Below are 21206 nucleotides of genomic sequence, written 5' to 3'. Positions count from 1 at the left end.
ATCCGTACGTTCTCGTCATCGTGCCGTCCGAGGCGGAACGGCCAGAGCCGGGTCGGTCGGGACGTCAGCCCTTCTCCGCGCCCTCGTTGGCGCCGCGTACGAAGTAGCGCTGGAACACCACGAAGATGACCGCCACCGGGATCGTGGCGAGCACGGCGGCGCCCAGCTTGAGCGGATACTGCGTGCCCTTGCCGAGCGAGCCGCTGACCAGGTCGGCGATCCCTCGCGGCAGCGTGAACAGCTCGGGGCTCTGCACCGCCACCAGCGTGTGTGCGAACTCGTTCCAGCTGCCCTGGAAGGAGATGATCGTCAGGGTGATCAGGGCCGGCCGTGCCATCGGCAGCACCACCGACCAGAACGTCCGCCACACCCCCGCGCCGTCGATGCGCGCGGCCTCCTCCACGCTCACCGGGACCGACTCGAAGAACTGCTTCATGATGAAGACGCCCGCGGCGTCCACGATCAGGGGCAGGATCAGCGCCGTGTAGCTGTCGTACAGGCCGAACTGGTTGAGCACCAGGAACTTCGGCACGAACAGCACCACGGGCGGCACGGCCATGACCCCGATGACCGCGGAGAACAGCGCCTTGCGGCCCCGGAAGCGGATCCGCGCCAGCGCGTACCCGGCCATCGAGCACAGCAGCACCCGCCCTGCGGTGACCACGATCGTCACCAGCACCGAGTTGCCCAGCCAGAGCGGCAGGTCGGTGTTGAGGAAGACCTTCTCGTAGCCGCCGGTCGTGAAGGGGTGGGGGATGGGCGACAGCGCGTTCGCGGCGGCGTCCGGCTCGGTCTTGAACGAGTTCGCGACCTGGATCACGAACGGGTAGAGGAAGACCAGCGCGAAGAAGACCAGCACGAAGTAGCCCGCGAAAGTGGTGGCGAGCGAGCGGGCGTCCCGGCGTTTCACGGTCACGACCTCCTCGTACGGCGGGCGGGGTCGCGGTCGCGCATGATCCACCGCTGGACCAGCGCGAGCACGACGATGATGGCGAACAACACGAACGAGATGGCCGTCCCCGAGCCGTACTCGAAGCTCCGGAAGGCCGTCTGGTACGACAGGAATGCCGGGGTGAGGGTGGTCTTGGCCGGGTTGCCCTGGCTCATCACGTAGACCTGGTCGAAGACCTGCCAGGTCGCGATGAGGCCGAGCGTCAGCACCAGGAACAGCGTGGGCTTCAGCAGCGGGAGCGTGATGTGGCGGAACCGCTGCCAGCGCCCGGCGCCGTCGAGCATGCCGGCCTCCTCCAGCGTCACCGGGATGTCCTGGAGCGCGGCCAGGAACATCAACATGAACGTTCCAGACGTCGTCCAGACGACCAGCATGATGATCGTGCACATCGCCACGCTGGGCCCGGACAGCCACTCCCACCACGAGAGCCCGAACGGCCCGCCGTCCGTCAGCGCCGCCGGCGGATCGGCGGGATCGACCAGGCCGAGCCCCCCGAGCAGCAGGTGGAGCACGCCCCGCGAGTCGGAGAACCACTGCGGGCCGTCGATGCCGAACACCTTCAGCAGGCTGGTCGCGGCGCCCGAGTTGGCGAAGATGAACAGGAACACCACGCTGATCGCCACCGAGCTGGTGACCGAGGGGAAGAAGAACGCGGCGCGGAAGAACGTCTTCCCCTTCAGCATCCTGCTGTTCACGATCAGGGCGAGGCCCAGCGCCAGCACCGTCTGGGCCGGCACGACGATCGCGACGTAGTAGAAGTTGTTCCGCACGCTGGTCATGAAGTCCTGGCGGGCCAGGCCGTCCTCGGTGAACAGCCGGGTGTAGTTCTCCGTCCCGACGAACGGCACGCCCGAGCGGAACGGGCTGCCCTGGCCGTTCCAGTCGGTGAGGCTGACCCACATGGCCATCAGGATCGGCAGCAGCATGAACAGGCCCAGGATCACCACCACCGGCGCCACGAACAGCCAGCCCGCGATGTTCTCCCGCACGGCGGCGCTCAGCCGGGGCCCGGGCCGCGTGGCCCGTGCGGAGGCGGGTGCGGTGTCGGCCACGGTCACTCCTTCCGGTCGGCGGGGCCCCGGCCGTCACCGGCCGGGGCCCGCTCCGTCTCGCGTCGGCTCTCGCGTCAGCCGAGGGCGGCCTGGGTGTTCTTCTGCAGGCGCTCGAGCAGCGCCTTCGGGTCGCCGGCGGTGAGCTTCTGGATGCCGGTGTCGAAGTCGGCCAGGACGCTGTCCATCTTCGGCGCGTTCACCGGTCCCTGGGCGTAGTCGGCCCCGTTCACGAACGGGCCGTCGGCGGGGAACTCCTTGGTGTAGGCGTCCTTCGCCGACTGCCGCGAGGGCATGACGCCGAAGGCCTTGGCGAAGGCCATCTGCTGGTCGACGGTGGTCATCGCCTCGACGAAGTCGATCGCCTGCTGCTTGTACTTGCTCTTGGCGGAGATGCCCCAGCAGTTGGTGAACGACAGGGTGCCCTTGCCCTTCGGCCCGGCCGGAAGCTCGTGCACGCTGTACTTCACGTCGGGGAAGTCGGCCTTCAGGGCGCCCTTGATCCAGTTGCCCTCGATCGTCATCGCGGCCTTGCCCTTGCCGAACGCCTCACCGCCCCAGCCCGCGTCGAGCTGGCTGGGAAACTGGGCGAGCTTGTCCTTGAGCAGCGACTGGACGTACTGGAGGGCCTTGAGGTTCTCCGGGGTGTCCGCCGTCGCCTGCTTGCCGTCGGGGCTGGTGATCCAGCCGCCCGCCTGCACGAGGAACGCGCCGACCCGGTCACGGGTGTCGCCGATCGCGAGGGGCGTGACGCCCTTGGCCTTGAGCTTCTCGCTCACCGCTGTGAGCTGGTCCCAGGTGGTGGGCACGTCGCCCTCGCCCAGCCCGGCCTTGGCCCACAGATCGTCGTTGATCACCAGGGCGAGGGTGGAGAAGTCCTTCGGCGCGCAGTAGAACTTGCCGTCGTAGGTGAACGTGGTGCGCAGGCTCGGATAGAAGTCCGACGCCCCGGACAGCTTGTCGGCGTACGGCTCCAGCGCGCCCACGCTCGCGTAGTCGGCGAACCGGGAGGCGTCCACGTAGAACACGTCGGGCGGGTTGTCGCCCGCGAACGCCTGGCCGAGCTGCTGGGCGAGGTCCTGCGCCGGGGTCACGGTCGCCTTCGAGCCCGACTTCTTCGCCCAGGCCGCGGCGGCGTCCTTCACCGCGGTGGTCTCCGCGTCGCCCGAGGAGCCGATGAGGATCTGCAGGTCGGCAGGACCGCCGCTCTGCTGGGCGGGAGCGGCCGCCTTGTCGTCGTCGAAACCACTGCCGCAGGCGGCCGAGGAAAGGAGGGCGGCGCAGGCGGCGCCGAGCACCGCCGTCCGTACGGTTCTGTTCTTCATGAGCATTCCCGATCTTCGTTGAGGGGGATGTGCCGGTTCACGCCGACTGGCGGACGACCAGCGAGGGTTCGAGCAGCACGTTCGCCGGCGGTTCGCCGGGGTCCGTCCGGCCGTCGAGGAGTGTGGTGAGGAGCGCCACGCAGTGCGCGGCGGCCTGCGCCAGCGGCTGGCTCAGGCTGGTCAGGCCGACGGCCTTGGCCACCGGCGTGTCGTCGAAGCCGATCACCGCGACCGGCCGTTCCGCCGTTCCGCCGCCGAGCCGCCTGCCGGGTTGCCAGGCGAGGCCGGGAGAGCGGGCGGCGTGCAGCGCGCCGAGCGCGAGCGAGTCGCTGACGCAGACGAGCGCGGTCACCCCGAGGTCCGACCGCAGCAGGTCGTGGGCGGCCTTCTCGCCGTCGGCCACGCCGTCGCTGGTGGCCCGGCTCAGGCCGGTGGGGTCCACGCCCGCCGCGGCGAGCGTGCGCGCCCAGCCCTCGCGGCGGTCGTCGCCGACCCCCGAGCCGGACGGCCAGCCGAGGAAGCCGATCACGCGATGGCCCGCGTCGAGCAGGTGGCGGGTGGCCGCGGCCGTGCCGGCCGCTCCGTCCACGTCCACCCAGGCATGGGGAGTGCCCGCGGAGTCCGCGCTCCAGGGGCGTCCGAAGGTGACGAACGGCACCTTGTGGTCCAGCAGCCAGGCCGTACGCAGGTCGCCGTGGTGGGTGCTGGTCAGCACGAACGCGTCCGGCTCGTACGCGCCGAGCAGGTCCTCGAACGTGTCGACCTCGGACTGGTCGTCGTCGGCCGTGTAGAGCAGCACCCGATAACCGGATCGCGCGGCCGACTCGGTCAGGCCGTGCAGGAAGCGGTCGAGCACCGAGCCGTTGATGCCGTCGCGGTCGGGCTCGATCCGGATGGCGATCAGACGGGACCGGCCGGTGCGCATCTGGCGGGCGGCCTGGTTGACCCGGTAGCCCAGCTCCTCCACCGCCCGCAGCACCCGCTGCCTGGTCTCCTTACGGACGACGCCGGGGCTGTTCAGGGCGTTCGAGACCGTCTGGCGTGACACACCGGCGAGCCGGGCGACGTCGGCGATCGTCACCTTTTCGGTCATGCTCTGCCCTTCTGGGGGTTTGAACGTTCAAGACGGAGTAAGGCATGATTAGATCGATCAAAATAAACTGAATGTTTCGCAATGTGCACCCCCGGCGACCACATGTCAAGGTCACGGCCGGGGCGATTCGATCCAGGAGGGCCATCGGTGCTCGTCGGAGCCACGCCCGGTCCGGTTGGCGAGTTCGCCGCCGGCGCGGCGTACCGCCTGCAACCGCCACTGCACGAGCTGGTCAGCACCGTCATGGCGCCGACCGGGGCGCTGAGCGGCGCTGACGGACAGATCCGCCCCTTCGGCGTCCAGGGGCTCTTCCACGCCGATCACCGGGCGCTGTCGCAGGCGACGCTGCTCGTCGACGGCCGCGAGCCCGAGGCCATCGGCCACGTCCACGAGGAAGCCGGGCGCACCCGGTTCGTCTCGCTCGCCCGCTGGCTCGGCGACCCCCACCCCGACCCCACCGTCCGGCTCGAACGCGTCCGCGAGGTCGGCGCGCACGGCATGAGCGAGCGCGTGGAGATCACCTCCACCGCCTCTGTGGCCGTGACCGCCTCGGTCACCGTCGAGCTGGGCTGCGACTTCGCGCCGATCGAGGTGGTCAAGTCGGGCGGCGACACCGCGCCGGCCGAGCCCGACGACAGGGGATCCGGCAGACTGTCGTGGCGGAGAGGCGGCATCAGCGTCACGGCCGTCGGCGAGGGCGCCCGCGTGGAGACCGGTGACGGCCCCCGGTTGCGCTGGGAGCTGAGCCTGCCGCCGGGCGGGTCGGCGACGCTGCGCTGGGAGGTCGTCGTGGACGACCCCGCCGCCGTCGTCGTCGCGCCGGCCAGGACGCTGGAGTGGAGCGAACCCGAGTTCACCGCCGCCGACCGGCGGCTGACCCGGCTGCTGCACCAGTCGCTTGAGGACCTGCGGTCGCTGCGGCTGGCGGAGACCGGCGCTCCCGAGGACACCTTCCTCGGCGCGGGCGTGCCGTGGTTCCTCACGCTCTTCGGGCGCGACAGCCTGTGGGCCGCCCGGATGCTGCTGCCGCTCGGCACCGACCTCGCCGCCGGCACGCTGCGGGTGCTCGCACGCCGGCAGGGCACGCGGATGGATCCCGCCTCGGGCGAGGCGCCGGGGAAGATCATGCACGAGCTGCGGCGGCGCGAGTTCACCGTCGAGGGCAACGGCCTGCGGCTGCCCGCGGCCTACTACGGCACGATCGACGCCACCCCCCTGTGGATCAGCCTCCTGCACGACGCCTGGCGGTGGGGGATGCCCGAGCGCGAGGTGGCGGCGCTGCTGCCGAACATGGAGGCCGCGCTCGGCTGGCTCGCCGACTTCGCCGACCCCGACGGCGACGGGTTCGTGGAGTACATCGACACCGCCGGCAGCGGCCTGGCCAACCAGGGCTGGAAGGACTCCGGCGACTCCATCCGCTTCCGTGACGGCGGCCAGGCCAAGCCGCCGATCGCGCTCGTCGAGGTGCAGGGCTACGCGTACGAGGCGGCCAGGAAGGCGGCGTCCCTGCTGGAGGCGTTCGGCCGTCCCGGCGCGGACCGATGGAACGAGCACGCCGACGCGCTGTCCGAGCGGTTCCGCGCCCGGTTCTGGGTGGACGGCCCGCACGGGCGCTTCCCCGCGCTCGCGCTCGACACAGACAAGCGGCCGGTGGACGCGCTGACCAGCAACATCGGCCACCTGCTCGGCATCGGCCTGCTGTCGGAGGAGGAGTCGGCCGAGATCGCGGGGCTGCTGGCCGCTCCCATGATGAGCGGCGGCTACGGGCTGCGCACGATGTCGTCCGGCGACGGCGGCTTCAGCCCGCTGTCCTATCACTGCGGCTCGATCTGGGCGCACGACACCGCCATCGTGCTCGCCGGGCTGGCCGGGGCCGGGTTCGCCGCGCAGGCGGCCGGGCTCGCCGAAGGGCTGCTCGCGGCGGGGGAGGCGTTCGGCTACCGGCTGCCCGAGCTGTACGCCGGGGACGACGCCGATCCGCGCCCCGGCCTCGGCAGGCCCATGCCCTACCCGGCGGCCTGCCGTCCGCAGGCGTGGTCGGCCGCCGCGGCGGTGACGATCGCGCACGCCGCGCTGGGCCTGTATCCCGACGTGCCGGCGGGGCGGGTGCTGCTGCGGCCCATGGCCGGGGCGCCACTCGGGGCGCTGTCGGCCCGGGGGCTGCGGGTGGCGGGCGCGGAGGTGAGCGTCGCCGTGGACGCGGCGGGTCACGCCACCGTCACCGGCCTGCCGCCGGGCCTCGACCTCGACGTGCGGTGACGAGCTCCTTCTCGCCCACAGCATGATCGAATAGATGTTCTAATATGATGGTCGTATGACCGCTTTTCAGGCCTCGCTGCTGGACTGGGGCGAGGATGTTCACGTCGGCCCGCTCGGCTCGTCCGTGCGGCGCACTTCCCTGGAGCGCGGCGCCTGGATCGACGTCCGGCCGCACTGGATCGAGGGGGCCGACGCGCTCTTCGAACGCCTCCTGGAGGCGGTGCCCTGGCACGCCGAGCGCAGGCACATGTACGACCGGGTCGTGGACGTGCCGCGCCTGCTGAAGTTCTACGAGGAGGACGAGGAGCTTCCCGACTCGATACTGGTCCAGGCGAGGGACGCGCTCAACGCCCACTACGAGGAGGAGCTCGGCGAGCCGTTCCGCACTGCCGGGATGTGCCTCTACCGCGACGGCAGGGACAGCGTCGCCTGGCACGGCGACACCATCGGGCGGGGCAGCACGCAGGACACGATGGTCGCGATCGTGTCGGTCGGCACCCCGCGTCCGCTGCTGCTGCGCCCCCGCGGCGGGGGCGGCCCGACGGTGCGGCACGAGCTGGGCCACGGCGATCTCATCGTCATGGGCGGGAGCTGCCAGCGCACCTGGGAGCACGCGATCCCCAAGTCGGCCAAAGTGGTCGGCGCCCGCATCAGCGTCCAGTTCCGCCCGAGAGGCGTGCGCTGAGGGCGTGAGCGCGTCCCGGGCCGAGGGCGGTGGGCGGGCCGTTGACATGTGCGGTTTGCTGGTAGTCCTTGAGTAAGGCCGCGGCAAAGGACCGGGCCAGTCGCGCAAGAAAGGCCACGGATGATCCCGCACCCCTACGTCCCCGCCCCCGCTCGATACGACGACATGCGGTACCGGCGCAGCGGAAGGAGTGGCGTGCTGCTCCCCGAGATCTCCCTCGGGCTGTGGCACAACTTCGGCGACGGCCACCCGCTCGACGTGCAGCGCGCCGTCCTGCGCCGGGCCTTCGACCTCGGCATCACCCACTTCGACCTGGCCAACAACTACGGCCCGCCGTACGGCTCGGCGGAGGAGAACTTCGGCCGCCACCTGCGCGCCGACTTCCGGCCCTACCGCGACGAGTTGTTCATCTCGACGAAGGCGGGCTACGACATGTGGCCCGGGCCGTACGGCGAGTGGGGGTCGCGCAAGTATCTGCTGGCGAGCCTCGACCGGTCGCTGAGCCGGATGGGCCTCGACTACGTCGACGTCTTCTACTCCCACCGGCCCGACCCGGACACTCCCATCGAGGAGACGATGGGCGCCCTCGACACGGCGGTGCGCTCCGGCAAGGCGCTCTACGTGGGCATCTCGAACTACTCCGCCGAGCAGACCGAGCGGGCCGCCGCCGTGCTGCGCGAGCTGGGCACCCCGCTCCTGATCCACCAGCCGCGCTACTCGATGCTGGACCGCTGGGTGGAGGACGGCCTGCTGGACACGCTGGAGCGGGCCGGGGCGGGGTGCATCGCCTACTCGCCGCTGGCGCAGGGCCTGCTCACCGGACGCTATCTCGACGGCGAGGTGCCGGCCGACTCCCGGATGGCGATCGGCCATTTCCTGAAGCGCGACCGGCTCACCCACGACCTGCTGGAGACCCTGCGCGGCCTGAACAAGATCGCGCAGGAGCGCGGGCAGTCGCTCGCGCAGCTCGCGCTGGCGTGGATCCTGCGCGACCAGAGGGTCACGTCGGTGCTGATCGGGGCGAGCTCGGTCGGGCAGCTCGAACAGAACGTCGCCGCCCTGGCCGCACCGGCGCTCACCGCCGAGGAGCTGTCCGAGATCGAGAGCCTGCTGTAGGACCTGCGGACGCGGTCCCGGGGCCGGCACGCGTGCGCCGCCCCGGCCGTCCGCGTCAGGAGAACGCGTCGACGCCGGTGAGCTCGGACGACAGGTCCCAGAGCCGGGACGCCTCCTCGGGGTCGACCGCCCACGGCTTGACCCCTCCGGTGCCCATGTCGTCGGTCGTGGCGAGCTCGGCGACGTCGCAGTCCTGGCAGTAAACCCCGCCGTGATCCGCGAGCATGGGAGAGGTCGCCGCCCAGACCGTCGTCGCCGCGCCCTGCTCCGGAGTCTTGAAGCCCTCCGCCGCCGTGCCGTCGGGAGAGATCCAGCCCAGGGCGATCTGCTCCTCGCGGGGGACGTGCCGCTGGAGGGGAGTGAGGATCTCGCCCGGATGCAGGGAGAAGGCCCGTATGCCGGCGGCGGCCCCGAGCGCGTCGAGGTGCACGGCGAACAGGATGTTCGCCGTCTTCGACTGGCCGTAGGCCTGCCACCTGTCGTACCCCTCCCGGAAGTGGATGTCGTTCCATCGGATCCGGGACCCGGAGTGGCCGGCGGAGGACACCGACACCACCCGCGACCCTCCGGGGGCCAGGGCCGGGCGGAGGCGGTTGACGAGGGCGAAGTGGCCGAGGTGGTTGACCGCGAAGTGGGCCTCCCACCCCGGGCCGACGCGGGTCTCCGGGCAGGCCATGATGCCGGCGTTGGCGATGAGGATGTCGATGGTCCTGCCGGTCTCCACGAGCGTTTCCACGAACACGCGAACGCTGTGCAGGTCCGCCAGGTCGAGTTCGCGGGTCTCCGTGCCCGGGATGTCGCGCAGCGCCTCCTTCGCCGCCTCCGGCCTGCGCGCGGGGACGATCACCTGAGCCCCCGCCGCGCTCAGCGCCCGCGTCGTCTCCAGGCCGAGCCCGGAATACCCCCCGGTGACCAGGGCCGTCCGCCCGGACAGATCGATTCCCGCGAGCACCTCGCGCGCGGTGCTGCGGGCGCCGAAACCACTGCCGATCCTGTGCTGTGTCGTCATGAGGAGGACGGTAGAAACTAGAGTGTGCTCTAGGTCAAGCTGTACGATCCGCCGCATGACCAGGCATACGGAAGCTCTGTCCATCGGGCAGGTCTCTGAGGCGACCGGGCTGAGCGTGCACGCGCTGCGGTTCTTCGAACGCGAGGGGCTCTTCCTCCGTCCGATCCCCCGATCGGCCGGCCGGCAGCGGGTGTACGACCCGGCGGACGTGGAGTGGCTGGTCCTGTGCAACCGCCTGCGCGACTCCGGCATGTCCATCGCCACCCTGCGCAGGTTCGCCGAGCTCGTACGGTCGGGGCCGGGAAACGAGCACGAGCGCCTCGCCCTGCTGGAGGAGCACGAGCGCACCGTGAGGGCACGGATCGCCGAGCTCGACGCGAGCCTCGCCGTCATCCACGACAAGGTGGTCACCTATCGCAGGCACCTGCGCGACGGGACCGCGGCAGGGCTCTGGTCGCCGACACCGTCACGATGATCCGGCGGCGTGAGGGGCGCCGCAGTCAGTCGACCTCGGCGCTGCCGTTCACGCGGAGCTTGCGGCGGGCCCGCTCGTAGAAGGTCGTCGTCCCGAGGCGCACCACGCGTGCGGCGGCGCGCAGCGCGGTCACCGTGAGCCGGTCGCCGGGGCCCAGGTGGCCGCCGATGGTGCCGTCGACCTCAAGGGCGAGCTGCCCGCTGGTCGGGAGCACGTCGAGCGTCACCTCCTCGTCGGCCGACAGGACCAGCGCCCGGTTGAACGCCGAGTGGGCGGCGGCCGGGACGACGAGGAACCCCTCGACGGTGGGGGAGACGATCGGGCCCCCCGCCGAGAAGCTGTACGCGGTGGATCCGGTGGAGGTGGCGACGATCACGGCGTCGGCGGCGTACCGGACGAACGGCTCACCGTAGACAGAGACGGACACGGCCGCGAGCCCGTCGCCGGGGATGCGGACGAGGGCGATGTCGTTGAACGCGGTCACCATCCAGCCGTCGTGGCTGGTCGCCCGGACCGCCATGCGTGGCTCGACCGTGTATCTGTGCTCGTCGATCGCGGACAGCGCGGGCGCCAGCTCGTCCACGTCGATCTCGGCGAGGAAGCCGAGCCGTCCCAGGTTGACCCCGAGGACGGGGGTCGGCCGCCCGGCGATCAGGCGCATCGTGCGCAGCATCGTGCCGTCGCCGCCGAGGCTGACGAGCAGGTCGGACCGCCTGACCAGGGTCGGGGCGTCCACCGCGATCGCGCTGCAGTCGATGCGCCCGACCTCGTCGGGCAGCCCCAGCACCGTGCAGTCCCGCTTGCGCGCCCACTCGACGATCGTGTCGATCGCCTCCTTGGAGTCGCGTTGCGGGTGCAGGACGAGACCCACGGTGCTGACCATGCCCATGTCCACACTGTACGGCCAGGTCGTACGGGTGGCCTTATCGAACGGGCTCCCGCGTCGCCTGGTCCACGGGCAGGTAGACCCGGAACCGGGTGTCGCCGGGACGCGACTCCACCCTGATGTCCCCGTGGTGCTTGTTGACCACGATCCGGTAGGAGATGTCCAGGCCCAGGCCGGTGCCCTCGCCGACGGGCTTGGTGGTGAAGAACGGCTCGAAGATGCGGGGCCGGACCTCGGGCGGGATGCCGGGGCCGGTGTCGCCGACCTCGACGATCAGGTGGCCGTCCTTGCGCCGGGTGCGGAGGGTCAGCGTGCCCGTGCCGTCCATCGCGCCGAGCGCGTTGTCGATGAGGTTGGTCCACACCTGGTTCAGCTCCGCCGCGTACGCCGGGATGAGCGGCAGCGACCTGTCGTACTCCTTGACCGTGCGGACGCCCTCGGGGATCTTGCCGTGCAGCATGGTCAGCGTGGCGTCGAGCAGGTCGTGCACGTCGACCGTCTGGTGCGGGGCGCGGTCGAGCTGGGAGTACTGCTTGGCGGCGGCGACCAGGCCGGAGATCCGGTTGACCGCGTCGTCGATCTCGCACATCAGCAGTTCGGTGTCCACGGTGTAGGTGAGCCACCGGACCGCGGACTCCCGGTTCTCCTCGCCCACCGCCCCGGCGATCTGGTCGAGCCAGGCCGCGTCGAGGCCGCCGGCCACCAGCGTCGCCGCCAGGTCCCAGCCGCCGACGATGTCGTGGTCGTCCAGCCAGTCGGCGACCGCGTCCTCGGCGTCGGAGCGCGCCAGCGGCGTGAGGTCGGGGGCGGAGGCCGACCGCTTGACCGCGTCCTCCTGGAGCTCCACCAGGTCGTGCAGCTGACTGCCGTCCAGCCGCCCGTCGGCGATCATGGCGAGCTTGTGCCGCATGCCCGCCACCCGCTCGCGCAGCGCCGACGTCGCCCGTACGGCGGCGGCCGCCGGGTTGTTCAGTTCGTGGGTCAGGCCGGCCGACAGCGAGCCGAGCGCGAGCAGCCGTTCCCGTTCGCCGACGATCGTCTGGGTGGCGCGCATGCCGAGGAACAACCCCTCGAGCAGGTGCATCGCCATCGGGAACCACTCACGCACACACGCCCCGATCACCTCGGCCGGCAGCACGAAGAACTCGGCGTCGGTGACCGCGGTCAGCGTGTTCATGTAAAGCTGGGAGAACTCTCCCGTGATGTACGCCTGGGTGGCGCCGCCGTACACCCCGCGCTGGCCGGTGCGGCTCACCTCGACCTCGTCGCCCTGCACCCGCCTGCTCATCGCGACCGTGCCGCTCAGCAGCACGAAGAAGCAGGTGGCGGGCTCGCCCTCCTGGTAGACGCGGTTTCCGGCGAGCCGCCGCTCAACCCGGCCCGCCTCCGACAACCGGGCGAGCTGCGCGTCGTCCAGCGCCTCGAACAGGAACAGCGTGCGCAGCTCGTCAGGTGACAGTGTCGGCTCACTCGGATGGTCGGTCATCGAGCCTCCAGGTAGCGGTGGACGAGCGAGACCGCCATGGCGCCCTCGCCGACGGCCGATGCGACGCGCTTGACCGATCCGGCCCGCACGTCGCCCGCCGCGAAGACGCCGGGCATGCTCGACTCCAGGTGATAGGGATCTCTGGACGGCGTCCACCCGGCCGGGCGGCGGCCGTCCGCCAGCAGGTCGGAGCCGGTCAGCACATAGCCGGCTCCGTCGCGGGCGACCACGTCGCCGAGCCAGTCGGTGCGCGGTTCCGCCCCGATGAAGACGAACAGCCACGACGTCGGCACGGCGGTCGTCAGGCCGGTCCGCCCGTCGCACAGGATCAGGCGCTCCAGGTGGTCGCGGCCCTCGCCGCCGACCACCTCCGTGCGCGGATGGACCTCGATCGACGGAATGGCCTCGATCTGATCGATCAAATACTGCGACATCGACCGGGTGAGGTCCTCTCCCCGGATGAGGATGTGCACCTTGCGGGCGTACCGGGAGAAGTACACCGCCGCCTGCCCGGCCGAGTTCGCGCCGCCGACGATGTAGACCTCTTCCCCCGAGCAGCTCGGGGCCTCGGTGGCGGCGGCGCCGTAGAAGACGCCCCGGCCGGTCAGGTCGGCCAGGCCGGGCGCGTCCAGGAGCCGGTAGGACACGCCGGTCGCCAGCACGACCGTATGCGCCGTCACGGCGCTTCCGTCGCCGAAGTGCAGCAGGGTGGCGGAACCGCTCCGTTCGAGGCCGACGACCTCCCGGGTGGTGAGCAGCTCGGTGTTGAACTTCAGCGCCTGCCTGCGGGCGCGGTCGGTGAGCTGGGCGCCGGAGACCCCGTCGGGGAAGCCCAGGTAGTTCTCGATCCGGCTGCTCTGCCCGGCCTGACCGCCGGTGGCCCGCTGCTCCACGAGCAGGGTGCGCAGTCCCTCGGACGCGCCGTACACCGCGGCGCCGAGACCGGCGGGGCCCGCGCCGATCACGGCGAGGTCGTAGAGATCCGAGGCCGGAGTGGTGGCCATGCCGACGTGCGCGGCGAGATCGGCCTCCGTGGGCCGCGCCAGGGCCTTGCCGTCCGTGGTGATCACCACCGGCACGTCCGCCTCGCTCATCCCCGCGGCGGTCAGCAGGCGTACGCCCTCGGCCTCGTCGGCCCGCAGCCAGCGGTACGGCACGAGGTTGCGGGCGAGGAAGTCGCGCACCGTGAACGAGTGCGCCGACCAGCGATGACCCACGACCTTGGTCTCCGGCATCGTCACGGCGGGGGTGGCGAGCCAGGCCTCCAGCAGCGCGTCCAGCACCGGGTAGAGCTTCTCCTCCGGCGGGTTCCACGGCTTGAGCAGGTAGTGGTCGAGATCGACGATGTTGATCGCGCTGATGGCCGCGTCGGTGTCGGCGTAGGCGGTCAGCAGCACCCTGCGCGCCAGCGGGAAGACGTCCATGGCCGCCTCGAGGAACTCGATGCCGTTCATCTGGGGCATCCGGTAGTCGGCCAGGATGACGGCGACCTGCTCGCCGCGCAGCTTGATCTCGTTCAGCGCGTCGAGCGCGCTGGGGCCGGACTCGGCTCGGATCACCCGGTAGCGGTCGCCGTATCGGCGGCGTACGTCACGAGCCACCGCCCGGGAGACGGAAGGGTCGTCATCGACGGTGAGGATCGCGGCATTCTGCACAACTGACACGGTACTGGCGGATCTTGGCTGAATGGGACCCCCAGGACATAGGTCCCACGGTAGGGGGACGTTCGCCGGTCGCCCCGGCGCCGGTGGTGGCCAAGGCTGGGGGAGACGAAGGAGGACGCCATGCCGATGACCGTCCGCGATGTCATGAACAGGTTCGTGGTCGCCGTCGAGGCGGCGGCCTCGTTCTCCGACGTGGTCACCGCGATGTGCCGGTTCCACGTCGGGGCCGTCCCTGTCGTGGACGGGGACCGGCGCGTGATCGGCATGGTGAGCGACGACGACCTGCTGCTCAAGGACCTCGACCTGCGGCCCGGAGATCTGATCATCGAGGGGCCGTCCCGCCGCAGGGAGCGCAGGAAGGCGAGCGGCCGCAGCGCCGCCCAGATCATGAGCAGCCCCGCGATCACGGTCACCGAGGACACCCCGCTGCGGCGGGCGGCCTGTCTCATGCACCGCAACAGGGTCAAGGAGCTGCCGGTGGTGGACGGGCAGACCGGCCGCATCACCGGGCTGGTCAAACAGTCCGACCTGATCAGGGCGTTCTGCCGGCCCCCGGAGGACCTCCGCTGCGACGTCCTCGAGGTGGCGTCGCGCCACTGCCGGCACTGCGTCGTACGGGTCGAGGAGGGGATCGTCCACCTCGACGGCGGCGTGGAGCGGCGTTCCCAGCTCTGCGCCCTGATCGAGGAGGTGTGGCAGGTGGACGGCGTGGTGGACGTCGACTCCTCCGTCACGTACGAGATCGACGACGTGGACCGGGCCGTCCCCGCGGGCGCGCCCCGGCGGACCGGCCCGGCGGAAGGCGGGCAGGATCGATGAGCGTCGAGACCACGACCGCGTCCGAGGTGATGACCCGGACGCTCGTCACGGTGGAGCCGGAGGAGTCGCCGCTGATGGCCTGGGAGCTGATGTGGCGGGCCGGCGTCCACCACCTCCCGGTCGTGGACGCCTGCTGCCGGCTCGTCGGCGTGCTCCGGCGGGAGGACGTCGCCGCGCACTGGTCGGGCGGCCCCGCCGAGCAGTCGCAGGCGGTGGTGCGCACGCTTGTGCAGGGGCGGCGCTGTCCCCGGGTCGCCCCGGACGCCCCGCTGTCCGAGGTGGCCGCCCTGATGGCCGACGCCGACTGCGGCGCGGTCCCCGTGCTCGGCCCGGACGACGTCCTGCGGGGCCTGGTCACCACCACCGACGTGCTGATGGCGCTGGCCGGGAGGACGGCGCGTGCGGCCGGCGACCCCACGAACGTGAAGGGCGGCCTGTTCCACCTGGAGCCCGTGCCGCCCGTCACCTGTCCATGAGCAGGACGGCGGCCCCCTCGACGCGGTCGGCGGCCAGGTCGGCAAGCGCCCGGCCGGCGGCGTCGAAGGAGTAGGGCGTCGTCGTGACCCGCGGATGGTGGAGGGCCGCCAGCCGCAGGAACTCCCGCCCGTCGTCGCGGGTGTTGGCCGTGACGCTGCGCAGCGTGCGCTCCTGGAACAGGTGACGCTGGTAGTTCAGCGCCGGGATGTCCGTGAGGTGGATCCCCGCCACCGCGAGCGTGCCGCCCCGGTCGAGCGCGGCCAGCGCGACCGGCACGAGATCGCCGGCCGGGGCGAACAGGATGGCGGCGTCCAGGGGCTCGGGCGGCGGGTCGGCGCTGCCCGCCGCGGAGGCCGCGCCCAGCCGGAGCGCGAGCTCCCTCGCCGCCGCCGACCTCGTCATCACGTGTACGGTCGCGCCCTCGGCGATCGCGATCTGGGCGGTCAGATGGGCCGAGGCGCCGAACCCGTAGATCCCGAGCCGCCCGCCCGGAGGCAGGTCGGCGCGGACCAGCGCGCGATATCCGATGATCCCCGCGCACAACAGCGGGGCGAGCGTCTCGGCCGGGGTGTCCTCGGGCAGCGGGTAGACGTAGGCCGCGGGGGCGGTCAGCAGCTCCGCGTATCCACCGTCGGCGTCCCAGCCCGTGTAGGTGGACGCCGGGCACAGGTTCTCCGCGCCGCGCAGGCAGTAGCGGCACCGGCCGCAGGTCGAGCGCAGCCAGGCCACTCCCACGCGGGTGCCGACCGGCGGCCCCGCCGTGTCCGGCCCGAGCCCCGCCACGCGTCCCACGACCTCGTGCCCGGGAACCGTACGAGGGCGTCTCGGGGGGAGGTCGCCCTCGGCGAGGTGCAGGTCGGTGCGGCAGACCGCGCACGCCTCGACGCGGACCAGCAGTTCCCCCGGCCCGGGCGCGGGGTCCGGCAGCACGGCCCGCTCCAGCGGCCGCGTCGCGACGGGCCCCGGCCGGGCCACGACCCAGGCGTCCATCAGGCGTGCTGGATGCGCCGGCCGCTGACCTCGTTAGGCGAGATCCGGATGTAGAGCGGACGGTCGCCGCCCGCCCACGACTCCACCGCGTTCTTGTTCACGTCGCCGGTGATGTGGTGGGCTCCGCCGCGCACGAGCACGCTCCAGCCCTCCCGGGTGCTCTCGTCGATGTGGTCCACCTCGAAGGCCACCATGAAGTCGGCCCCCTCGATCCCCGTGCGCAGGTCGGCGTCCATCGGGCCGCCGAGAGCGGTGCGGAACAAGACGGCGCCCTGCTCGATCGTGTAGTTGACCGGCAGGATCACGGGCCCGGTCGGGTTGTTGAAGGCGACCCTGCCCACACCGCCCGGCGAGATCAGCCGCAGGCACTCCTCGCGGTCGAGCCTGTCCAGGCGCGGCATGCCGGCGGGAGCCGTGTCTTCAGTCATTCGAACCTCCACGATGATCCTCAACGGGGCGTCGGCGACCAGTGTGCCGTTCCCGTCCCTCCGGCGGCACCGACGTCCGTCGCCCGGCGGAGGGACCAAGGGCCCGGGAAGCCTTGGCCGCCGCTTGCCGTAATCCATCCCCAACCGCATGCCCCGAATGGGCACGACCGTCACGTGGAAGTGCTGAGCAGCCGCATACTCCTGCGATCGGCCGACCGGGCCGCGAGCCGCCGTTTCTACCGGGACGTCCTGGGCCTGGCCGTCAACCGGGAGTTCGGCCCGGTCGAGGACCCCGGGGTGGTGTTCTTCCTGGGCCAGGGGTTCGTCGAGGTCTCGCCGCGCACCGGCGACGTACGGGAGGGGCCGGCGATCTGGTTGCAGGTGCGCGACGTCCAGAGGGAGCACGACCGGCTGGTGGAGGCCGGGGTGCCGGTGTCCCGCCCGCCCAGGCTGGAGCCGTGGGGGCTGGTGGAGATGTGGATCGAGGACCCCGACGGCCTGCCGATCGTGCTGGTCGAGATCCCCGAGGGCCATCCGCTGCGGCGCGACCAGCGTTCCTTCACGTCGCGCCCCGCCTGACCTCCTCTCCGGCCGCCCACGTGGTTGCGGTGCTGCTGAATTGAATAATTCTTCATATCGGCAATATGCTGAGCCCCGCCGAAGGAGGAGAGGACGACATGCACGAGTTCACGGCGGAGCTGCGCGCCCGGCTCGCAGAGGCGCGCGAGGAGCTGCGGCGGGCGCGGGAGAGCGGCGACGAGCACGGCGTCCAGATCGCCTCGGGCCGGCTGGACAACCTCAACCGCCTGGCCGCCGACCACGGGATCAACCCGGAGGCGGCGGGAGGGGCGGAGTGAGCCCGATGCCCGTCCCGCTCTACCAGGCCAAGGCCGATTTCTTCCGCACTCTGGGGCATCCGGTGCGCATCCGCGTGCTCGAACTCCTGCGGGACGGCCCCCGCCCGGTCCGCGAATTACTCAACGAGATCGAGGTGGAGGCGTCGAACCTGTCCCAGCAGCTCGCCGTGCTGCGCCGTACCGGTCTGGTCAGCGCGGTCAGGGAGGGCGGCACGGTGGTCTACTCGCTGGCCACCCCCGACGTCGTCGACCTGCTCGCCGCGGCCCGGCGGATCCTCACCGACATGATCACCGGCCAGGGTGAGCTGCTGGCCGAGCTTCAGGCGGAGGCGGCCGAGTGACCGGCGCGGCCAAGCGGCTGTACGGCCGGGTCGCGGGGCTGCTGCCCTCGCCCGCCGACTGGCGACCGGCCCGCCGCAGCCCGGGCCGCGACCTGATCGCCGGGCTCACGGTCGCGGTGGTGGCCCTGCCGCTCGCGCTGGCCTTCGGGGTCGGCTCCGGGCTGGGCGCGCAGGCCGGCCTCGCGACCGCCGTCGTCGCGGGCGCGATCGCCGCCGTCTTCGGCGGCAGCAACCTCCAGGTGTCGGGGCCCACGGGGGCCATGACCGTCGTCCTCGTCCCGATCGTGCACAGTCACGGCCCGGGCGGGGTGCTCGCGGTCGGCCTGCTCGCGGGGATCGTGCTCGTGGTGCTCGCGCTGGCCCGGGTCGGCAGGTACGCCCGCTATATGCCCACCCCCGTCATCGAGGGTTTCACGGCGGGCATCGCCGTCGTCATCGCGCTCCAGCAGGCGCCCGCGGCACTCGGCGTGACCGGCGAGGGGGAGCGGGTGTGGCAGGCGGCGGGGAACGCGGTCGCGAACTTCGCGCGCGACCCGCATCCGGTGCCGGTCGCGATGGCGCTCGTGGTCGCCGGGGTCATGCTGCTGGGCGCGCGGTGGCGGCCCGCGGTGCCGTTCTCCTTCCTCACGGTCGTGGCCGCCACGGTCGTGGCCGAGGCCGCCGGGCTGGACGTCGCCCGCATCGGAACCCTGCCGGCCGGCCTGCCCGCGCCGTCGCTCGGCTTCCTCGATCCGGGCGGCGTCACCTCGCTGCTACCGGCGGCCCTCGCCGTGGCCGCCCTCGGGGCCCTGGAGAGCCTGCTGTGCGCCTCGGTCGCCGACGGCATGAGCGTGGGGGAGCGGCACGACCCCGACCGCGAGTTGTTCGGGCAGGGCCTGGCGAACGTCGTCTCCCCGCTCTTCGGCGGCATCCCCGCCACCGCCGCGATCGCCCGTACGGCCGTCAACGTGCGCTCGGGCGCCCGCTCGCGCCTGGCCGCCCTCACGCACGCCGTCGTGCTGGCCGTCATCGTGTTCAGCGCGGGCGGCCTGGTGGGGCGGATCCCGCTCGCCGCGCTGGCCGGTGTCCTGCTGGCCACGACCGTCCGCATGGTCGAGGTCGGGTCGCTGCGCGCCATCGCCCGCTCCACCCGGGGCGACGCCGCCGTGATGGTCCTCACCTTCGCCGTCACCGTCGTCTTCGACCTCGTCACCGCGGTCGCGGTCGGCGTCGGCGTCGCGACCGTGCTCGCCCTGCGGGCCGTCGCGCGCAGCGCGCAGATCGAGCAGGTCCCGCTGGAGACCGGCGACCACGGCGACGAGGAACGGCGCCTGCTGGCCGAGCACATCGTGGCCTACCGGTTCGACGGCCCGCTGTTCTTCGGCGCGGCCCACCGCTTCCTGCTCGAACTGTCGGAGGTCGCCGACGTGCGGGTGGTCATCCTGCGCATGTCGCGCGTGTCGACGATCGACGCCACCGGCGCGGGCGTCCTCGGGGACGCGATCAGGCGGCTGGAGGGAAAGGGGATCACCGTGCTGCTGTCGGGCATCCGGCCGGGCCACGACGAGGTACTCGGCGGGCTCGGGGTGGCCGACCACCTCCGCCGCGACGGGCTCGTCTTCCCGGACACCCCGGCCGCGATCGCCCACGCCAGGACGCTGCTCGGACTCCCGCCCGCGCCGCCGCCGACCCCGGTCCTCGCGGCACGTCACCCGGACGTTTCCGTGAGGACGGTGTGATCGGCGCACGACTCCCCGTAGGCTTCCGAGTGGAAGAACAGTAGCCTTAATTTCCTACCAGCTTTGTGGGAGACTGGGGTGATGAGCGCCTGGCCCCGCGAGACACCTGTCACCGCCGCCGTCACGGCCGCGCGCTGGGTGCGGTCGGCGGCGGTGGACGACGACCTGGGACGGCGATGGCGGGCCAACCCCGATCCCCGGGGGCGGTCGGCCGGTGCCGGTGACCTCTCGTCCCTCTACGCCGGCGCGGCCGGCGTCGTGCTGTTCTTCCTCGAACTCGCCGCCGCCACCGGCCACGAGGCGTACCTGGAGGACGCGCTCGCCGGAGCCCGCAGGCTCGCCGTCACCTGGCCCGAGCAGCGCGACCCGACCTTCTACCACGGGCTCGCCGGTCTGGTCTTCGCGATGGCGGAGACGGGATGGGCGACGGGCGACGAGGAGATCTTCGGGGCGGCCCGCGCCGCCGCCGACCGCCTCGTCCGCGACGCCCGCCCCCTCGGCGACGGCGTCGGCTGGACCGGTGACCCGGCGCAGCGCGGTGACGGGGGGATCGTGCTCGCGCTGCTGCACGCGGCCGGCATCCTCGGCGTCCCGGCGTACGAGGAGGTGGCGATCGAGGCGGGGGAGCGCATCGCGGGCCTCGCCGTCCCCGGGCACCGCTTCGGCGGCGACGCCGTCCCCGACCTGCCCGTGGACGCGGTCACCCCCGGGTTCCTGTCCGGGACGGCGGGCACGGCGTTCCTGCTCGCCCGCCTGTACGGCGTGACCCGCGACGCGCGGTTCTTGACGGCGGCCCGCAGGGGAGCCGACTTCGTCCGCACGGTCAGCGTGGTCACCGACAGATGCGCGCTCGTGCCGCACCACCTCCCGCAGGGGCGCCGGCTCAACTACCTCGGCTTCTGCTCCGGATCCGCCGGGGTGGCCCGCATGTTCCACGAGCTGCACCGGGTCACCGGCGACCCGGGCGATCTCGACTGGATGGAACGGCTCGCGCACGGAATCATGCACAGCGGCGTGCCCGGGGCCCGGCCCCCGGGTCACTGGGACGTGGCCTGCATGTGCTGCGGCACGGCCGGGCTGATCGAGTGTTTCGTGGGCCTGTACGCGGCCACGGGGCACGAGCCGTACCTCGACTTCGCACGCACGCTCGCGATCGACCTGATCGGGCGTGCGACCGCGGGCGACGAGGCCGGCTTCCGCTGGTATCAGGCCTATCGGCGGCTGCGGCCCGGGGAGGTCACGGCCGACACCGGATACATGGTGGGAGCCGCGGGCATCGGGACGGCCCTGCTGCACCTGGACGCCACGGAGCGCACCGGCACGCCGCGCCGGCTGATCCTCCTGCCGGACAACCCGTTCCCGGCCATCCCGATCCCCGCCGCCGTCCTGCGCGGCGAGCAGGCATAGCCACGCGCTGGTAGGCGCCGCACGGGTGGGGAGCGGACTACTCCGTACGGCGTAGCGCGCCCGCCCGCTGCGTCCGGCGCGGTAGCCGGGAGAGTCCTCCCCGGGGCGACGACAGTGAGGGTTCGTCGCGGCACGATCTCCACTGATCGACCCTTTCCCGGAAGGACGGA

21 protein-coding genes are annotated in these 21206 nt (G+C 72.2%); 11 read left to right on the top strand and 10 right to left on the bottom strand.

Annotated elements, in window-relative coordinates; all coding sequences use genetic code 11:
* Window positions 1–64: 64 nt before the first annotated feature.
* From FLW16_RS04975 to FLW16_RS04960, 4 genes are all read right to left on the bottom strand, one after another.
* The gene (locus FLW16_RS04975; protein ID WP_260614899.1) at window positions 65–916 is read right to left on the bottom strand and encodes a carbohydrate ABC transporter permease; all 852 of its coding nucleotides are present in this window, start codon (window positions 914–916) and stop codon (window positions 65–67) included.
* Window positions 913–2004: a carbohydrate ABC transporter permease gene (locus tag FLW16_RS04970; protein WP_260614898.1), complete on the bottom strand. Its 1092-nt coding sequence runs from the start codon at window positions 2002–2004 to the stop codon at window positions 913–915. Before FLW16_RS04970 ends, FLW16_RS04975 begins: the two co-directional genes overlap by 4 nt.
* A 74-nt stretch (window positions 2005–2078) precedes the next feature.
* Window positions 2079–3326: an extracellular solute-binding protein gene (locus FLW16_RS04965; RefSeq protein ID WP_142558023.1), complete on the bottom strand. Its 1248-nt coding sequence runs from the start codon at window positions 3324–3326 to the stop codon at window positions 2079–2081.
* A gap of 37 nt (window positions 3327–3363) precedes the next feature.
* Window positions 3364–4419: a LacI family DNA-binding transcriptional regulator gene (locus FLW16_RS04960; protein ID WP_142558021.1), complete on the bottom strand. Its 1056-nt coding sequence runs from the start codon at window positions 4417–4419 to the stop codon at window positions 3364–3366.
* Window positions 4420–4566: 147 nt separating this feature from the next.
* Between FLW16_RS04960 and FLW16_RS04955 the strand changes: the two genes are divergently transcribed.
* The 3 genes from FLW16_RS04955 (at window position 4567) to mgrA (ending at window position 8479) form a co-directional block, all read left to right on the top strand.
* Complete coding sequence (locus FLW16_RS04955; RefSeq protein WP_260614896.1) at window positions 4567–6678, top strand: glycogen debranching N-terminal domain-containing protein; 2112 nt, start codon at window positions 4567–4569, stop codon at window positions 6676–6678.
* A gap of 55 nt (window positions 6679–6733) precedes the next feature.
* Entirely contained in the window at window positions 6734–7363 is a 630-nt protein-coding gene (locus FLW16_RS04950) for an alpha-ketoglutarate-dependent dioxygenase AlkB (RefSeq protein WP_142558017.1), read from the top strand.
* Window positions 7364–7483: 120 nt separating this feature from the next.
* Window positions 7484–8479 carry an L-glyceraldehyde 3-phosphate reductase gene (gene mgrA / locus FLW16_RS04945; protein ID WP_142558015.1) on the top strand — a complete coding sequence of 332 codons (996 nt, stop codon included), beginning with the start codon at window positions 7484–7486 and terminating at the stop codon, window positions 8477–8479.
* A gap of 55 nt (window positions 8480–8534) precedes the next feature.
* On the opposite strand, the gene FLW16_RS04940 is transcribed toward mgrA, so the two are convergent.
* Window positions 8535–9488, bottom strand: coding sequence for an SDR family NAD(P)-dependent oxidoreductase (locus tag FLW16_RS04940; RefSeq protein ID WP_142558013.1), 954 nt, complete (start codon window positions 9486–9488; stop codon window positions 8535–8537).
* A gap of 55 nt (window positions 9489–9543) precedes the next feature.
* Between FLW16_RS04940 and FLW16_RS04935 the strand changes: the two genes are divergently transcribed.
* A complete protein-coding gene (locus FLW16_RS04935) occupies window positions 9544–9963 on the top strand; it encodes a MerR family transcriptional regulator (RefSeq protein WP_142558011.1) in 420 nt (139 codons plus the stop codon).
* A 25-nt stretch (window positions 9964–9988) separates the two neighbouring features.
* Here FLW16_RS04935 and FLW16_RS04930 read toward each other — a convergent pair whose 3' ends face one another.
* Genes FLW16_RS04930 through FLW16_RS04920 form a run of 3 tightly spaced genes read right to left on the bottom strand, consistent with a single transcriptional unit; the run spans window position 9989 to window position 13990 of the window.
* Entirely contained in the window at window positions 9989–10852 is an 864-nt protein-coding gene (locus tag FLW16_RS04930; RefSeq protein ID WP_185949254.1) for an NAD(+)/NADH kinase, read from the bottom strand.
* Between the two features lie 34 nt (window positions 10853–10886).
* Window positions 10887–12335: an ATP-binding protein gene (locus tag FLW16_RS04925; RefSeq protein ID WP_142558009.1), complete on the bottom strand. Its 1449-nt coding sequence runs from the start codon at window positions 12333–12335 to the stop codon at window positions 10887–10889.
* Window positions 12332–13990: an FAD-dependent oxidoreductase gene (locus FLW16_RS04920; RefSeq protein WP_142558008.1), complete on the bottom strand. Its 1659-nt coding sequence runs from the start codon at window positions 13988–13990 to the stop codon at window positions 12332–12334. The genes FLW16_RS04925 and FLW16_RS04920 overlap by 4 nt, the downstream gene beginning before the upstream one ends.
* A 129-nt stretch (window positions 13991–14119) precedes the next feature.
* On the opposite strand from FLW16_RS04920, the gene FLW16_RS04915 reads away from it, so the two are divergent.
* Window positions 14120–14818, top strand: coding sequence for a CBS domain-containing protein (locus FLW16_RS04915; protein WP_142558006.1), 699 nt, complete (start codon window positions 14120–14122; stop codon window positions 14816–14818).
* Complete coding sequence (locus tag FLW16_RS04910; protein ID WP_142558004.1) at window positions 14815–15294, top strand: HPP family protein; 480 nt, start codon at window positions 14815–14817, stop codon at window positions 15292–15294. The genes FLW16_RS04915 and FLW16_RS04910 overlap by 4 nt, the downstream gene beginning before the upstream one ends.
* Here the strand turns inward: FLW16_RS04910 and FLW16_RS04905 are convergent.
* Window positions 15281–16285, bottom strand: a complete 1005-nt coding sequence (locus FLW16_RS04905) for a zinc-binding alcohol dehydrogenase family protein (RefSeq protein WP_142558002.1) — start codon at window positions 16283–16285, stop codon at window positions 15281–15283. The genes FLW16_RS04910 and FLW16_RS04905 overlap by 14 nt on opposite strands.
* Window positions 16285–16713 (bottom strand): pyridoxamine 5'-phosphate oxidase family protein, encoded by a 429-nt coding sequence (locus tag FLW16_RS04900; RefSeq protein WP_260614895.1) that lies wholly within the window; start codon window positions 16711–16713, stop codon window positions 16285–16287. Before FLW16_RS04900 ends, FLW16_RS04905 begins: the two co-directional genes overlap by 1 nt.
* Window positions 16714–16887: 174 nt before the next feature.
* Between FLW16_RS04900 and FLW16_RS04895 the strand changes: the two genes are divergently transcribed.
* From FLW16_RS04895 to FLW16_RS04875, 5 genes are all read left to right on the top strand, one after another.
* Window positions 16888–17292 (top strand): VOC family protein, encoded by a 405-nt coding sequence (locus FLW16_RS04895; protein ID WP_142557998.1) that lies wholly within the window; start codon window positions 16888–16890, stop codon window positions 17290–17292.
* 98 nt (window positions 17293–17390) lie between these two features.
* On the top strand, window positions 17391–17570 hold the full coding sequence (locus FLW16_RS04890; RefSeq protein WP_142557996.1) for a hypothetical protein: 180 nt from the start codon (window positions 17391–17393) through the stop codon (window positions 17568–17570).
* Between the two features lie 5 nt (window positions 17571–17575).
* Window positions 17576–17911, top strand: a complete 336-nt coding sequence (locus FLW16_RS04885; protein WP_079312867.1) for a helix-turn-helix transcriptional regulator — start codon at window positions 17576–17578, stop codon at window positions 17909–17911.
* A complete protein-coding gene (locus tag FLW16_RS04880) occupies window positions 17908–19629 on the top strand; it encodes a SulP family inorganic anion transporter (RefSeq protein ID WP_142557994.1) in 1722 nt (573 codons plus the stop codon). Before FLW16_RS04885 ends, FLW16_RS04880 begins: the two co-directional genes overlap by 4 nt.
* Before the next feature lie 81 nt (window positions 19630–19710).
* The gene (locus FLW16_RS04875; protein ID WP_142557992.1) at window positions 19711–21036 is read left to right on the top strand and encodes a lanthionine synthetase LanC family protein; all 1326 of its coding nucleotides are present in this window, start codon (window positions 19711–19713) and stop codon (window positions 21034–21036) included.
* Window positions 21037–21206: the final 170 nt, after the last annotated feature.

The organism is Microbispora sp. KK1-11 (genome assembly GCF_006874435.1).
Lineage (GTDB): Bacteria > Actinomycetota > Actinomycetes > Streptosporangiales > Streptosporangiaceae > Microbispora > Microbispora catharanthi.
The sequence above is the reverse complement of the archived record's forward strand: the minus strand, read 5'-3'. Positions and strand labels throughout refer to the sequence as shown.